13 protein-coding genes are annotated in these 13,435 nt (G+C 72.3%); 12 read left to right on the plus strand and 1 reads right to left on the minus strand.

Features of this window, described 5'->3' with window-relative positions:
* The first annotated feature begins 252 nt into the window (after positions 1-252).
* Positions 253-1,311, plus strand: coding sequence for an LLM class flavin-dependent oxidoreductase (locus ACFXBC_RS13575; RefSeq protein WP_385022998.1), 1,059 nt, complete (start codon positions 253-255; stop codon positions 1,309-1,311).
* Between the two features lie 189 nt (positions 1,312-1,500).
* On the opposite strand, the gene ACFXBC_RS13580 is transcribed toward ACFXBC_RS13575, so the two are convergent.
* Complete coding sequence (locus ACFXBC_RS13580; protein WP_385022999.1) at positions 1,501-2,937, minus strand: MFS transporter; 1,437 nt, start codon at positions 2,935-2,937, stop codon at positions 1,501-1,503.
* Between the two features lie 289 nt (positions 2,938-3,226).
* Between ACFXBC_RS13580 and ACFXBC_RS13585 the strand changes: the two genes are divergently transcribed.
* Genes ACFXBC_RS13585 through ACFXBC_RS13635 form a run of 11 tightly spaced genes read left to right on the plus strand, consistent with a single transcriptional unit; the run spans position 3,227 to position 13,369 of the window.
* Positions 3,227-4,729, plus strand: coding sequence for an aldehyde dehydrogenase (locus ACFXBC_RS13585; RefSeq protein WP_385023001.1), 1,503 nt, complete (start codon positions 3,227-3,229; stop codon positions 4,727-4,729).
* Between the two features lie 55 nt (positions 4,730-4,784).
* A complete protein-coding gene (locus ACFXBC_RS13590) occupies positions 4,785-5,771 on the plus strand; it encodes a VOC family protein (RefSeq protein WP_385023003.1) in 987 nt (328 codons plus the stop codon).
* Positions 5,768-6,556 carry an aspartate dehydrogenase domain-containing protein gene (locus ACFXBC_RS13595; protein ID WP_385023005.1) on the plus strand — a complete coding sequence of 263 codons (789 nt, stop codon included), beginning with the start codon at positions 5,768-5,770 and terminating at the stop codon, positions 6,554-6,556. The genes ACFXBC_RS13590 and ACFXBC_RS13595 overlap by 4 nt, the downstream gene beginning before the upstream one ends.
* The gene (locus tag ACFXBC_RS13600) at positions 6,553-7,347 is read left to right on the plus strand and encodes an alpha/beta fold hydrolase (protein ID WP_385023007.1); all 795 of its coding nucleotides are present in this window, start codon (positions 6,553-6,555) and stop codon (positions 7,345-7,347) included. The genes ACFXBC_RS13595 and ACFXBC_RS13600 overlap by 4 nt, the downstream gene beginning before the upstream one ends.
* Before the next feature lie 35 nt (positions 7,348-7,382).
* Positions 7,383-7,904 (plus strand): cupin domain-containing protein, encoded by a 522-nt coding sequence (locus ACFXBC_RS13605; protein WP_385023009.1) that lies wholly within the window; start codon positions 7,383-7,385, stop codon positions 7,902-7,904.
* On the plus strand, positions 7,904-8,644 hold the full coding sequence (locus ACFXBC_RS13610; RefSeq protein WP_385023011.1) for an SDR family oxidoreductase: 741 nt from the start codon (positions 7,904-7,906) through the stop codon (positions 8,642-8,644). The genes ACFXBC_RS13605 and ACFXBC_RS13610 overlap by 1 nt, the downstream gene beginning before the upstream one ends.
* A gap of 17 nt (positions 8,645-8,661) precedes the next feature.
* Positions 8,662-9,450 (plus strand): SDR family oxidoreductase, encoded by a 789-nt coding sequence (locus tag ACFXBC_RS13615; RefSeq protein ID WP_385023013.1) that lies wholly within the window; start codon positions 8,662-8,664, stop codon positions 9,448-9,450.
* A gap of 10 nt (positions 9,451-9,460) precedes the next feature.
* Positions 9,461-11,086 carry a thiamine pyrophosphate-binding protein gene (locus ACFXBC_RS13620; protein ID WP_385023015.1) on the plus strand — a complete coding sequence of 542 codons (1,626 nt, stop codon included), beginning with the start codon at positions 9,461-9,463 and terminating at the stop codon, positions 11,084-11,086.
* 10 nt (positions 11,087-11,096) lie between these two features.
* On the plus strand, positions 11,097-12,041 hold the full coding sequence (locus ACFXBC_RS13625; protein ID WP_385023017.1) for a PDR/VanB family oxidoreductase: 945 nt from the start codon (positions 11,097-11,099) through the stop codon (positions 12,039-12,041).
* A 28-nt stretch (positions 12,042-12,069) separates the two neighbouring features.
* Positions 12,070-12,294 (plus strand): recombinase-like helix-turn-helix domain-containing protein, encoded by a 225-nt coding sequence (locus ACFXBC_RS13630; RefSeq protein ID WP_385023019.1) that lies wholly within the window; start codon positions 12,070-12,072, stop codon positions 12,292-12,294.
* A gap of 1 nt (position 12,295) precedes the next feature.
* Entirely contained in the window at positions 12,296-13,369 is a 1,074-nt protein-coding gene (locus tag ACFXBC_RS13635) for a Rieske 2Fe-2S domain-containing protein (RefSeq protein ID WP_385023021.1), read from the plus strand.
* The last annotated feature ends 66 nt before the right edge of the window (positions 13,370-13,435 follow it).

Here is a 13,435-nt window from a genome sequence, read left to right on the forward strand (position 1 = left end):
CCCACGCGGGCCGGGCCCCCGCACGTGGCCGGGGCCTGGGTCGCGGCTGAACTCCCAAACACTCTCCCCCCCGCAGTGCCCCAGTGTGGGGTGGGGGGGGCCCGGGGGGGCCCCCCCCTCACCTGTGTCCGGCGGCGGGGGCGCCGGTCCGGCCGCCCGTCACCCGTGTCCGCGGCAGGGCGGCGGTGCCGGTCCGCGGTCGTGCCACACGGCTGCCACAGTGCCGCAATATGCGGCACTCAGAGTGGCACCATGAAGTTTCAGGTGCTCTCCCTCATCAGCCACGCTCCGCATCCGCTGACCGGTGAACTGCCTTCCGCCGCCGACCGGTTGGCCGAGGTCGTCGATGCCGGGGCGGCGGTGGAGCGGCTCGGGTTCGACGCGTTCGCCGTCGGCGAGCGGCACGCCGGCCCCTTCCTGTCGTCGAGCCCGACCGTGGTGCTGGGCGCCCTCGCCGCGCGTACCTCCCGGATCAGACTGCTCACCGGCGTCACGGTGCTGGCGATCCTCGATCCGGTCCGGGTCGCGGAGGACTACGCGACCCTGGACCAGCTGTCGCGCGGCCGTGTCGAGCTGGTCGTCGGCAAGGGCGCCGAGGCCGGGCACTTCTCGCTCTTCGGGCTCGAAGAGGAGCGGCAGTGGGACCTGCAGAAGGAGAAGTACGAGCTGCTGCGCAGGCTCTGGAGCGAGGAGGAGGTCGACTGGGAGGGCGAGTTCAGGCCCGCGCTGCACGGGGTGACGACCCTTCCGCGCCCCTACGGCGGGCCCCCGCGCGTCTGGCACGGGTCGGCGACCAGCCTCAACTCCCCCGAACTGGCGGCACGTCACGGCGATCCCCTCTTCACGGCCAACGCCATCCAGCCGCGTGAGGCGTACGCGGAGCTGATCGCCCACTACCGCGAGAAGTTCGAGGAGTACGGCCACGACCCGGCGCGGGCCCATGTCGCCGCCGGGTCGGGCGGTCTGCTGATCGCCGACAGCTCACAGCAGGCGGTGGAGCGCTTCAAGGGGCTGTACGAGGCGAAGGTGGCCCAGACCTTCAAGCCGCAACTGGCGGGCCGGGCCGGATACAACACCCCGTTCCGCACCATCGAGGACGCCATGGGGAGCGGGCCGCAGCTCATCGGGTCACCGCAGCAGATCATCGACAAGATCCTCGGATACCACGAGGTCTACCGGCACGATCTCCAGTCCGTCAGTGTCGACGGATTCGGCCTGGCGCGCGGCGAACAGCTGGAGACGCTCCAGCGGTTCGCCGAGGAGATCGCCCCGGTGGTCCGCAAGGAGGCGCCTTCGGCACTCTGGGAGTGACACCGGGGCGGACGGGCCGGCCGGGAGCGGAACCACCGGGCGGGCAACCTGGGCGGGTCGGCCGGGAGCGGAACCTCGTGGATGGGCCGGCCTGGAGCGGATCCACCGGGGCGGACCGGCCAGGACGGATCCGCACGGTCGCTCAGGCGCAGCGCCGCCCGCCCGGCTCAGGACGAGATCAGGGCGCGATCAGGGCGAGACCTCCTCCAGGCGCCGCCCCGCCGTCTCCTCGGCGCCGAGCACCGCGACCACGGCGCCCGCCAGGGCCACCGCTCCCAGCACCACGAAGACCGGGGAGACATGTCCTCCGGCGTACACCATGCCGACGGCGATGGGCCCGAGGATCACACCGAGCCGGTTCATCGCTCCGCCCACACTGCTGCCCAGCGCCCGCATCCGGGTCGGGAAGAGCTCGGGTGTGTAGAGGTAGAGGCAGATGTTGGAGCCGAAGAAGAAGACGGCGGCGAGCGAGGTCCACACCAGCACCTGGAGCGGGGTCCGGGCGCCGAGGTGGGCGAGGACGAAGAGCAGTACGGCGGCTCCCGCGAGGCAGACCGTGATGACGCGCCTGCGGCCGGCACGGTCCACGGTGAGCGCGGCGGCGAGACAGCCCACGAGTCCGGCGCAGGCCGTCACGGTCGAGTAGAGCAGGGCGTCGGAGAGCGAGAGCCCGTAGCGGTTCTGGTAGATCGTCGGCAGCCATGAGGTGATGCCGTAGTTGACGAAGTAGCCGGTGAACCAGAGGGCGCCGATCACCAGGGTGCGGCGGCGGTAGCGGCCGGTGAACAGCCCGCGCAGACCGCTGGCCCCGGACTCCGGAGCCGCCCCGGACTCCGGAACCGGTCCGGACTCCGGAACCGGTCCGGGCGCTGTCACCTCCTCGTCCGGCGCCGGGTCGGTGACGGGCGGCAGCGGCTTCCCAGTGGCGCGGGCGACCTCGGCCTCGATCCGGGCCATCACATCGGACGCCTCCTGGACCCTGCCGTGTTCCGCGAGCCAGCGCGGGGACTCCGGTACGGCGCGCTGCACCAGGACGCAGAGCACCCCCGGCACCGCGGCCAGCACATACATCCAGCGCCAGCCGAGCAGCGGCACCACCCAGGCGGCGACCAGGGCGCCCACGGTGAGTCCGGCCGGGAAGACCAGCTCGTAGAGGAGTACGAAGCGCCCGCGCCGGTGGCTGCGGGTGATCTCGGCGATGAAGGTGGCCGCCACCGGGACCTCGCCGCCGATGGCCAGCCCCTGGATGAAGCGCACCACCATGAAGGAGCCGGGGGACGGGGTCGCGGCCAGGACGAGGTTGGCGGCGCTGGAGACGGCCACGCACAGGGCGATGACCCTGACCCGGCCGATCCGGTCGGCGAGCCGGCCGGAGAGCACCGCGCCGATGAGCATCCCGACGGAGCCGACGGTGAGCAGCCAGGTGGCGGCGGAGTCGGCCAGATGCCACTCACCGCGCAGTTGGGGCATCGCGTAGGCGATCAGGAGCTGGTCGAATGCCTCGAAGAAGGTGACGGCGCCCACGATGAGCCGGACGGTGACATGCCAGCGGCTCATCGGGAGCCGTTCGAAACGGGCGGCGACGGCCGCCCGGACGGCTCGGTCCGCTGAAGCGTCGATCGTCATATGCGGGGTCCTCCGACTCCACGGCTGAGGGGCGAGGGCGAGGCGAGGCGCGAGGGCGGAAGAAACGCGGTGTCCCAAGGGGGTTGTCCGCAACCCGGGCCGCGAAGCGCGTTAGGTCAAAGTTTCTTAGCGCTTAAGTTGTATCGCCCGCACACCGGACGACGTCAAGGGTCTGCACAGGTAAATCACCAAGTAATTGGGGGTTGCGTCGAAATATTTAAGCCCTTAGATTTCTAGCCCTCAGCCAACCAAGCTCCCCATCAACCCCGTTCAGCCAGGAGGCTCCCGTATGCCCCGGTCCCCTGCTGCCGACGTACCCGACGAAGCGCTCGTGGCCGGTGTGTGGCGCCGCGGCGCCGGTGCCCCGGCCGAGACCACCGACCCGGCCACCGGCCGGGTGCTCGCCACCGTGCACGCCGTGACCCCGGCGGAGGTCGACGAGGCCGCCGAAGGCGCGGCCCGCGCCGCCGCCGACCCGGTCTGGCGTGCGCTCCTTCCCCACCAGCGGGCCCGGCTGCTGCACCGGATCGCCGAGCTGACCGAGGACGCGGCGGAACACCTCGCCGCGCTCCAGACCGCCGACACCGGCAAGGCCCTCACCGAGACCCGCGCCCTGGTGGCCAGTGCGGCCGGGACCTTCCGGTACACGGCCGCCGCCCTGGAGACCGCCGAGGAGGCGGTCACCCCGGCGCGCGGCGACTACCTCACGATGAGCACCTACGAACCCATCGGCGTGGTGGGCGCGATCAACCCCTGGAACTCCCCGGTGGCCAGTGACGCGCAGAAGCTCGCGCCCGCGCTGGCCGGCGGCAACGCGGTCCTGCTGAAGCCGGCCGAGTGGACCCCGCTGGTCTCCCTCGCGCTGGGCCGGCTGATCACCCGTGCCCTCGGTGAACTCGCGCTGCCTGCCGGGCTGTTGTCGGTGCTCCCCGGGCGCGGCAGCGTCGTGGGCGACGCTATCGTGCGCCATCCCCGTACCGGGAAGGTCAGCTTCACCGGCGGTACGGAGACCGGGCGGAGCATCGCGCACGCCGCGGCCGAGAAGATCATGCCGGTCTCACTGGAGCTGGGCGGCAAGTCACCGACGATCGTCCTTGCCGACGCCGACATCGAACAGGCCCTGGCCGGGGTCATGTTCGGGGTCTTCTCCTCCAGCGGCCAGTCGTGTATCGCCGGTTCGCGGCTCTTCGTGGCGCGGGAGATCTACGACGCGTTCGTCGGGGAACTCGTCGCGCGCACCGGGAGACTGCGGGTCGGACCCGGCACCGCGCCGGACACCCAGGTCGGCCCACTGGTGCACCACAGCCACCGGGACTCCGTCGCGGCCCGCGTCGATCTGGCGCGCGCCGAGGGGGCCCGGGTGCTCTGCGGCGGGTCGGTGCCGCCGGGCGACGGCTACCGGGACGGGGCCTACTACCTGCCGACCGTCCTGGACGGCCTGGACAACTCCTCGCGCACCTGCCAGGAGGAGATCTTCGGACCGGTCGTCGCCGCACTGCCCTTCGACGACGAGGGCGACCTGGTCAGGCGGGCCAACACCTCGGTGTACGGGCTTGCCTGCGGCATCTGGACCCGGGACCACCGGGCCGCCTGGCGGATCGCCCGCCGGATCGAGGCCGGCACCGTCTGGATCAACACCTACAAGCAGTTCAGCATCGCCACCCCCTTCGGCGGCCTCAAGGACAGCGGGCTCGGGCGGGAGAAGGGCCGCGACTCCATCCGCGCCTACCAGCGTCAGAAGTCCCTGTACTGGGGCACATCGGACGCCCCTCTGCCCTGGGCCGCTCTGTAGTCCTGTCCGGCTGGGCCCCGTCCGGCCGCTCGTCACAGCCCGTCTGGAGACAGTCATGCCCCTACCCCCCATCGCCCGGCTGCGGTCACTGCGCAGTGTCGAGCTGTTCACCCCCGCCTTCACCGAGACCGCCGACTTCTACCAGGAGGTCTGGGGCCTGGAGAGCGTCGAGTCCGGCCCCGGTGCGCGCTGGCTGCGCGGCACCGGCGCCGAGCACCATGTGCTGCACCTCACCCGCGCCGACCGCACGGGCCTCGGCAGGATCGCCTTCGCCGTGGCCGCACCGGCCGATGTGGACGAGGCCGCCCGACGGCTGCTCGCCCGCGGCATCACACCGGTCGCGGGCCCCGGGCCGCTCGACCAGGTGGGCGGCGGCTACGGGCTGCGCTTCACCGACCCCGAGCACCGGCTCATCGAGATCAGCGCCGAGGTCGAGGCGGTCGCGCCGCGCGGCCGGGACGGCTCGGTGCCGGTCGGCGTCACCCACACCGTGCTCAACACGGCCGACATCGACGCCTCGGTCGCCTTCTACCGCGACGTACTCGGCCTGCGGGTCTCCGACTGGTCCGAGCACCAGATGGCGTTCCTGCGTTGCAACACCGACCACCACTGCATCGCCTTCAACCAGGCCGAGTGGGCCTCGCTGAACCACGTGGCCTACGAGATGAGTTCGGTCGACCACTTCATGCGCGGGCTCGGCCGGCTGCGCCACCACGGCATCGTCCCGCAGTGGGGACCCGGCCGGCACGGTCCCGGCAACAACACCTTCTCGTACTTCACCGACCCGGCCGGGCTCGTCTGCGAGTACACGTCCGATGTCGCGCAGATCGTGGAGGACACCTGGATCGCCCGGGTCTGGCGGCGGACCCCCGAACTGTCCGATCTCTGGGGGACGGCGGGTCCGCCGTCGACGGAGATCCGCACCCGGATGGCGGGCACCCCCGACCCCGGCCCACTCGCCGCCACCGCCCCGGCGACAACCGGCACCGACACCGACACCGACACCGACACCGACACCGACACCGAGGAGGTTCCGGTATGACCCGCAGCGTGGGACTCGTCGGCTGGGGCGCCATCGGCCGCACCGTGGGCACCGCTCTCGCCGCAGGCGCCGTCGAAGGGGCCGAACTGGTCTGCGTGGTCGACAACCGCGCGATCGGCGAGGCCCCCGCCCCGCAGCTGACCTTCGAGGAGGCCCTGGAGCGCTGCGATCTGATCGTGGAGGCGGCGGGCCAGGGCGTCGTACGGGAGTGGGCCGAGCGCATCCTGCGGTCCGGAACCGATCTGCTGGTCGCGTCGACCGGGGCGCTCACCGACGAGGAACTGGCGAAGCGGCTGCTGGACGCGGGGCCGGGCCGGGTGTACTTCACATCGGGCGCCGTGGGGGGCCTGGACCTGCTCCAGGCAGCCCGGGGCCTCGGGCCGCTGCACGACGTACGGCTGACCACCACCAAACTGCCCTCGACGCTTGAACAGCCCTGGATGGACGGGGAGTTGCTGGCCCGGATGCGCGCGGCGACCGGTCCGGTCGAGGTCATGTCGGGCACCGCACGCGACATCCCGGTGAAGTTCCCCAAGTCGACCAATGTGGCCGCTTCGGTGGCCCTCGCCGTGGGAGACCTGGACGCGGTTCGGGTCCGGGTGATCGCCGACCCGGGCGCCGACCGTACCCGCCATCTGATCGAGGCGGAGGGGCCGCAGGGTTCGTACCGCTTCGAAGTGGCACATCTGCCGGATCCGGGCAACCCGGCCACCAGCCGGATCGTGCCGTACGCGGTGCTGCGCAGCATCGCGGCCGTCGCCGGGCGGACAGGGCAGCTGCTGTGACCGCCGCACCGGTCGCCGCACCGCATGTGACGGAGGCGGGCACCGAGGGGCCGCTGCTGCTCTGTCTGCACGGCATCGGCTCGTCGTCCGCCGCCTTCGCCCCGCAATTCGGTGAACTCTCCGCCTACGTACGGGTGGTGGCCTGGGACGCGCCGGGCTACGCGGCCTCTCCCGACCCGGCGGGGCCGCTGACGCTCGACGACTACGCGGACGCGGCCGCGGCCCTCATCGAGGAGCGCGGCGGCAGCGCCCATGTGCTGGGCGTCTCCTGGGGCGGGGTCATCGCGCTGCGGCTGGCCGCCCGTCATCCCGGGCTCGTGGAGTCGCTGATCGTCGCCGATTCCAGCGCCGGTTCGGGCGCCGATCCGGCGAAGGCGGCGGCGATGCGCGAGCGGGCCGCCGAGCTCGCGGCCGCCGGGCCCCGGGCCTTCGCCGAACGGCGCGGCCCCCGGCTCGTCTCCGGAGCGGCGCCCCCCGCCCTGGTGCGCAAGGTCGTCGACACCATGGCCGCAGCTGTCCGGCTGCCCGGCTACGGCTACGCGGCGGAGGCGATGGCGGCGGCCGACCTCCGTACCGAACTCGCCGGAGTCACCGCGCCCGCCCTGGTCATCTGCGGCGACCAGGACCGGGTCACCGGCGCCGAGGCGAGCCAGCTGATCGCGGGCTCACTCCACAAGTCCGCCTACGTGATCGTCAAGGACGCCGGTCACCTGGCCAACCAGGAGCAGCCCCGGGCCTTCAACGCCTGGGTCCTCTCCCACCTCCGTATCACCGCACAGATCCCGGAATGACCCACCCGCGCGGTACCGCGCAGAAGGAGCACGTCATGCCCGTCACCACCACCGCGTACGACAACGGCGGCGACCTCGCCCGCTACACCGACTCGCTGATCGCGTCGAAGGACTCCCGCGAGCCCGACTGGGACACCCTGGCCTTCCAGGCCAAGGCCGGTGAGCAGTACCGGCGCGCGCAGATCCGCTACGTCGGTTCCGGCGCGACCGGCAACCACGAGGGAGACAACAGGATCCTGCCGTCCGGCGGCTTCACCTTCTCCAACATGCTGCTGCCGCCCGGCGCCGAGGGGCCCGAGCACACCCACCACGACGTCGAGGAGGCGTTCTTCGTCCTGGAGGGCGAGGTCCGCGTCGGCATCCACCGCGGCGACAGCGAGGCGGAGTTCCGCACCCTCGGCTACCGCGACATGATCGTGGTCCCGGCGGGTGTGGCGCGTTCGCTGAAGAACGAGGGCGAAACCGACGCACTGTTCTGCGTCGTCATCGGCACCCAGAAGCCGCAGGTCCCGACCTACCCCGAGCACTCGCCGATGCACGGCGTGACCCGCGACTGATGCGCACGGTCGTCATCACCGGCGCCGGCCGTGGCCTGGGACTGGCCATGGCCCGCCGGGCCGCCCGGGACGGCTTCCGCACCGTGGTCGCCGAAGTGGACCCGGAGCGCGGCGGCACGGCGGTACGGGCGCTGCGCGACGAGGGGCTCGACGCCCACTTCGTACGGTGCGACGTGGCGGACCCCGGATCGGTCGACGCGCTCGCGTCCGCGGTCGCGGACCTCGGGCCGCTGCACGGTCTCGTCAACAACGCGGCGCTCGCCAACGGCGTGGGCGGCAAGGAGTTCCAGGACATCACCGTCGCGGAGTGGGACCGGCTGATGGCCGTCAACGCCCGCTCCCCCTGGCTGGTCTCCCGCGCCCTGCTGCCCCAGCTCCTCGCGCACGGCGACGGCGGACGCATCGTCCATCTGGCGTCCGACGCCGCACTTTACGGCTCGGTACGGCTCGCCCACTACGTCACGTCCAAGGGCGCCGTGATCGCGCTCACCCGGGCGATGGCCCGTGAACTCGGCGACCGGGGCATCACCGTGAACGCGGTGGCCCCCGGCATCACCGAGGGCGAGGCCACCGAGTCCGTACCGGCCGAGCGCCATGAGCTGTACCGCGCCAACCGGGCCATCTCACGCCCGCAGCGCGCCGACGACCTGCTGGGACTCGTCTCGTTCCTGCTGGGCGCCGAGTCCCGCTATCTCACCGGACAGGTGATCGCCGTCAACGGCGGCTTCACCATGAACTGACCCTCGGAGCAACTGCTATGGATCTGGGCCTCGCCGACCGCACCGTACTGGTCACCGGCGGCAGCTCGGGCGTCGGCCTGGCCACGGTCCGCGCCCTGCTCGACGAAGGCGCCTGCGTCGCCGCCTGCGGGCGCGACGCGGGCCGGCTCGCCGCCGCGGCGGCCGGTCTCGGCGCCGGCGAAGACCGGCTGCTCACCGGAGTCTGCGACGTACGGGACGCCGGAGCGGTCCGCCGCTTCACCGAACGCACCGCCGAGCACTTCAGCGGGCTGGACGGCCTCGTCAACAACGCGGGGCAGTCGCGGATGAAGAGCTTCGCCGAGAGCACGGCCGACGACTGGCGGGACGAGCTGGAGCTGAAGTTCGCCGGCATTCTCAACCCGGTGCACGCGGGGCTCGACCTGCTGCGCGCCTCGCCCGTCGCATCCGTCGTCAACATCAACGCGGTCCTGGCCAAGCAGCCCGAACCGCGGCTCATCACCACCAGTGCCGCCCGCGCCGGGATCCTCAACCTCTCCAAATCCCTCTCGCAGGAGCTGGCCCCGGACGGCATCCGGGTCAACTCGGTCTGCCTGGGCCTGGTCGACACCGGCCAGTGGACCCGCCGCCACGCGGCATCCGGCACCCCGCTGCCGTACGAGCAGTGGCAGGCGGAGCTGGCCGCCGACCGCGGGGTCGCACTCGGCAGGCTCGGCCGCGCCGAAGAGGTCGCCTACGCGGTGGTGGCCCTGCTCTCACCCCGCGCCTCGTACATCACTGGCACCGGCATCGACGTCTGCGGCGGCGTCGGCCGCTCCATCCTCTGAGGAGACCACCATGCGTCACACCACCGGGGGCGATCTCCTCGTCGCCGTCCTGCGCGAACTCGGCATCGACACGGTCTTCGGCATCGTCAGCGTGCACAATCTGCCGCTGGTCGAGGCCGTCGACCGGGAGCTGCGCTTCGTACCCGTACGGCACGAGGCCACCGCCGTCAGCGCGGCCGACGCCTACGGCAGGGCGCGCGGCTCGATCGGCTGCGCGCTCACCTCCACGGGCACCGGCGCGGGCAACGCGGCAGGATCGCTCGTCGAGTCGCTCAGCGCCGGCACCGCCGTCCTGCATGTCACCGGGCAGATCGACAGCGCCTATCTGGGCGGCGGGCGCGGCTTCATCCACGAGACCAAGGACCAGCTCGCGATGTTGCGCGCGGTCTCCGCCTACGCGGCGACGGTCACATCGGCCGCTGACGCGGGGCGTCTGCTGCGCGAGGCGGCCCGCGCCGCGCTCGCCTCCGCGGGCGGTCCCGGCAGCGTCGAATGGCCGGTGGATCTGCAGTACGCGGCGCAGACGGACGACGGGTCGGCGCCCGCCGAAGCACCGCACCCGGTGCCGGACGCGGCCGAACTCGCCGCGGCCGCGGCGCTGCTGGGGTCCGCCAGGCGCCCGCTGGTCTGGGCCGGCGGCGGCGCGACCGGGGCGGGGCCGCAGCTCACAGCGCTGCTCGCGGCGACCGGCGCGGGCCTGCTGACGTCCAACTCGGGGCGCGGGGCGGTGCCCGAGGACCACCCGGCGGTCATCGGCAACTTCGCCACCACCCCGGCCGCGCGCGCCCTGCTCGCCGATGCGGATGTGCTGCTCAGCATCGGCACCCACTTCCGGTCCAACGAGACCGCCGACTACACGCTCGAACTGCCCGCGGCCCATATCCAGCTAGACACCGACCCGGCGGCGCCCGGCCGTGTCTACCCGGCGCGCCACGCCCTGCACGGACGTGCGGCCGATGTACTGGAATCGCTGCTGCCGCACGCGCGCGCCGCCGAGCCGGAGTGGACGGCCCGGATCACCTCCGTACGCGAGGAGGTACGGGCCCGGCTGCACGACTCGATCGGCCCGCAGGCGGCGGTCTGCGACGCGCTGCGGGCGGTGCTGCCGCGCGATGCGGTCGTCGCCCGCGATGTCACCATCGCCTCCAGCAGCTGGGGCAACCGGCTGCTCGACATGTACGACCCCCGGTCCAATGTCTTCCCGCGCGGCGGTGGCATCGGACAGGGCCTCGGCATGGGCATCGGGGCCGCGCTCGCCCGGCCGGACACCCCGACCGTGGTGCTGGCGGGCGACGGCGGCCTCGTCGTCCACCTCGGCGAACTGCTCACGCTCGCCCAGGAACGCCCGGCCCTGACCCTCGTCGTGTTCAACGACGGCGGCTACGGCGTGCTCCGCAATATGCAGGACCGCTACAGCGACCGGCGCTCCGGAGTGGATCTGACCACCCCGGACTTCGAGCGGCTGGCCGGTGCCTGTGGCCTCCCGTACGCCCGGATAGCGGCCACCGAGCACGCGCACCCGGTGCTCGAACACGCCGTCGCCTCCGGCGGTCCGGTGCTCGTCGAGGTCGATCTGGCCGCGCTCGGCCCGATGAAGAACCCGTTCACCCCGCCCGTCACCATCCCCACCGCTTAGGGAGGCCACCATGGAAGCGACCGGCGAACACCGGCTCGGGCTCCTGGTCCGCACGATGACCCTGGAGGCCGATGGGGTCCTCTCGGTCGGTCTCGCCCATCCGGACGACAAGCCGCTGCCGGCCTGGGAGCCCGGCGCCCATCTCGATCTGGAGATCGGCGGACTGACCCGGCAGTACTCGCTCTGCGGCGACCCGCACGACCTCTCCGGGTACCGCATCGGCGTACTCGACGAGCCGTCGTCACGCGGCGGTTCACGGTATGTGCACACCCGGCTGCGCCCGGGCCAGCGGGTCGACGCCACCGGGCCGCGGAACCACTTCGCGCTGGAGGCGGCCGAGCGTTACGTCTTCATCGCGGGCGGAATCGGCATCACCCCGATCCTCCCGATGGCCCGGGATGCGGAGCGGCGGTCCGTTCCGTACACCCTGGTGCACGGCGGCCGGACCCGGGCATCCATGGCGTTCGGCGCCGAACTGGCGGCGCTCGGCGGGGACGTGCTCCGGCATCCGCAGGACGAGCTGGGGCATATCGATCTGGCGGCGGCGCTGGACGGCGTGGGGCCGGGCACGCTGGTGTACTGCTGCGGGCCCGAGCCGCTGCTCGCCGCCGTGGAGGCGGCCTGCCCCGCCGGACTGCTGCGGGTGGAGCGGTTCGCCGCGCCGGCCGTGGAGCCGGCCGGCGACGACACGGCCTTCGATGTGGAGTGCCGCGCGTCCGGTGTCACCGTCCCGGTCGGCAGCGGCACCTCCGTCCTGGCGGCCGTCGAAGCCGCGGGCATCCCGGTCGGCAGCTCCTGCCGGGACGGCATCTGCGGGACCTGTGAGACCCGGGTGCTCGAAGGCACCCCGGACCACCGGGACTTCGTCCTCAGCGAGACCGAGCACGCGTCGAACGCGACCATGATGATCTGTGTGTCGCGCTGCGCCTCGGGTCCTCTCGTCCTCGACCTCTGATGACCATCGAACCCCTCCTGGAGGCACTGTGACCACCGACTGGCCCTACCTGGACGTACATCAGTCGCGCACCCATGAGCCCACCCCCTACGAGTACCGGCTCGCCTCGGCGCTCGAAGAGGTCTTCACCCGTGAGGGCCATGAACTGGCCGACGTCGTACGGGGACTCAACGCCCGTCAGGTGCACTCCCCCGACGGCACCCCGTGGACCGAGCAGTCCTTCCGCGACGAGATCAACCGACTGGGAGCCTGACATGACCACCCTGACCGCCGATCACATGACCGCCGATCACATCTACGCCACCGGACTGCGCAACCAGTGGCACCCCGTCGTGCCCTCCCGCTTCGTGGCACCGGGCGCCATGCGCAAGGTCACGGTGCTCGGTGAGCAGTGGCTGCTGTTCCGCCGCTCGGACTCGACGCTGAGCATGCTCGCCGACCGCTGTCCGCACCGCGGCGCGCCGCTCTCGCTCGGCAAACACCTGGGCGACCGGGTGGCCTGCTGGTACCACGGTCTGGAGATCGAGACCGACGGCACCGTCTCGTCGGTGCCGGGACTGCCCGGCTGCAATCTGGAGGGCAAGAAGCTCGTCAGGAGTCTGCCGGTGCGCGAGGTGGGCGGCGCTGTGCTCGCCTACTTCGGCGACGACGAGCACCCCGAACCGGCGCCGCTGACCCTCCCGGAGCCGCTCACCGACCCGGGCACCGACTCGTTCCTCTGCTACGCGGAGTGGAACGGCCCGTGGCGGTACGCGGTGGAGAACCTGCTCGACCCGATGCACGGCGCGTTCCTGCACCATGAGTCGCACACGATGTTCGACGGGGACACCACCGCCAAGTTCCGCATCCGGGAGACCGGGCGCGGCTACTTCTTCGAGAAGACCGACCAGCGCGGGGTCAACTTCGACTGGGTCGAGCTGTGCAGGACCGGCGTCGACTGGGTGGATCTGTCGATTCCCTATCCGCCGTCGGCCGGCCCCGGCGGCCCGTTCGGCATCGTCGGAATGGTCTGCCCGGTGGACGAGAACCGTACGGGTGTCTTCTTCTGGCGCTACCGCAAGGTCGAGGGCTGGCAGCGGGACAGCTGGCGCTTCCTCTACCGGACGCTGATCGAGAAGCGCCACTGGGAAGTGCTGGAACAGGACCGGGAGATGCTGGAGGCCATGCCCGCCGACGCCGACCAGCGCGAGAACCTGTACCAGCACGATCTGGGCGTGGTCAGGCTCCGCCGGATGTACCGGGCGGAGGCCGAGGCACAGGCCGCGGGCCGCACCGCGGCGGCGGCACAGGCACCCGCAGCGGCACCGGCACCCGCACCCGCTCACTGACCTCCGGAGCCGCCCCGCGCACCGGCCGGGCCGGGATCCGGCCCGGCGTCCGGGAGGGATTCCAGG

This window comes from Streptomyces sp. NPDC059398, from assembly GCF_042751845.1.
Classification (GTDB): Bacteria; Actinomycetota; Actinomycetes; order Streptomycetales; family Streptomycetaceae; genus Streptomyces.

Coding starts and splice junctions, on each gene's coding strand:
- ACFXBC_RS13575 (WP_385022998.1), top strand. CDS start 253: ATGAAGTTTCAGGTGCTCTCCCTCATCAGCCACGCTCCGCATCCGCTG.
- ACFXBC_RS13580 (WP_385022999.1), bottom strand. CDS start 2,937: ATGACGATCGACGCTTCAGCGGACCGAGCCGTCCGGGCGGCCGTCGCC.
- ACFXBC_RS13585 (WP_385023001.1), top strand. CDS start 3,227: ATGCCCCGGTCCCCTGCTGCCGACGTACCCGACGAAGCGCTCGTGGCC.
- ACFXBC_RS13590 (WP_385023003.1), top strand. CDS start 4,785: ATGCCCCTACCCCCCATCGCCCGGCTGCGGTCACTGCGCAGTGTCGAG.
- ACFXBC_RS13595 (WP_385023005.1), top strand. CDS start 5,768: ATGACCCGCAGCGTGGGACTCGTCGGCTGGGGCGCCATCGGCCGCACC.
- ACFXBC_RS13605 (WP_385023009.1), top strand. CDS start 7,383: ATGCCCGTCACCACCACCGCGTACGACAACGGCGGCGACCTCGCCCGC.
- ACFXBC_RS13610 (WP_385023011.1), top strand. CDS start 7,904: ATGCGCACGGTCGTCATCACCGGCGCCGGCCGTGGCCTGGGACTGGCC.
- ACFXBC_RS13615 (WP_385023013.1), top strand. CDS start 8,662: ATGGATCTGGGCCTCGCCGACCGCACCGTACTGGTCACCGGCGGCAGC.
- ACFXBC_RS13620 (WP_385023015.1), top strand. CDS start 9,461: ATGCGTCACACCACCGGGGGCGATCTCCTCGTCGCCGTCCTGCGCGAA.
- ACFXBC_RS13625 (WP_385023017.1), top strand. CDS start 11,097: ATGGAAGCGACCGGCGAACACCGGCTCGGGCTCCTGGTCCGCACGATG.
- ACFXBC_RS13635 (WP_385023021.1), top strand. CDS start 12,296: ATGACCACCCTGACCGCCGATCACATGACCGCCGATCACATCTACGCC.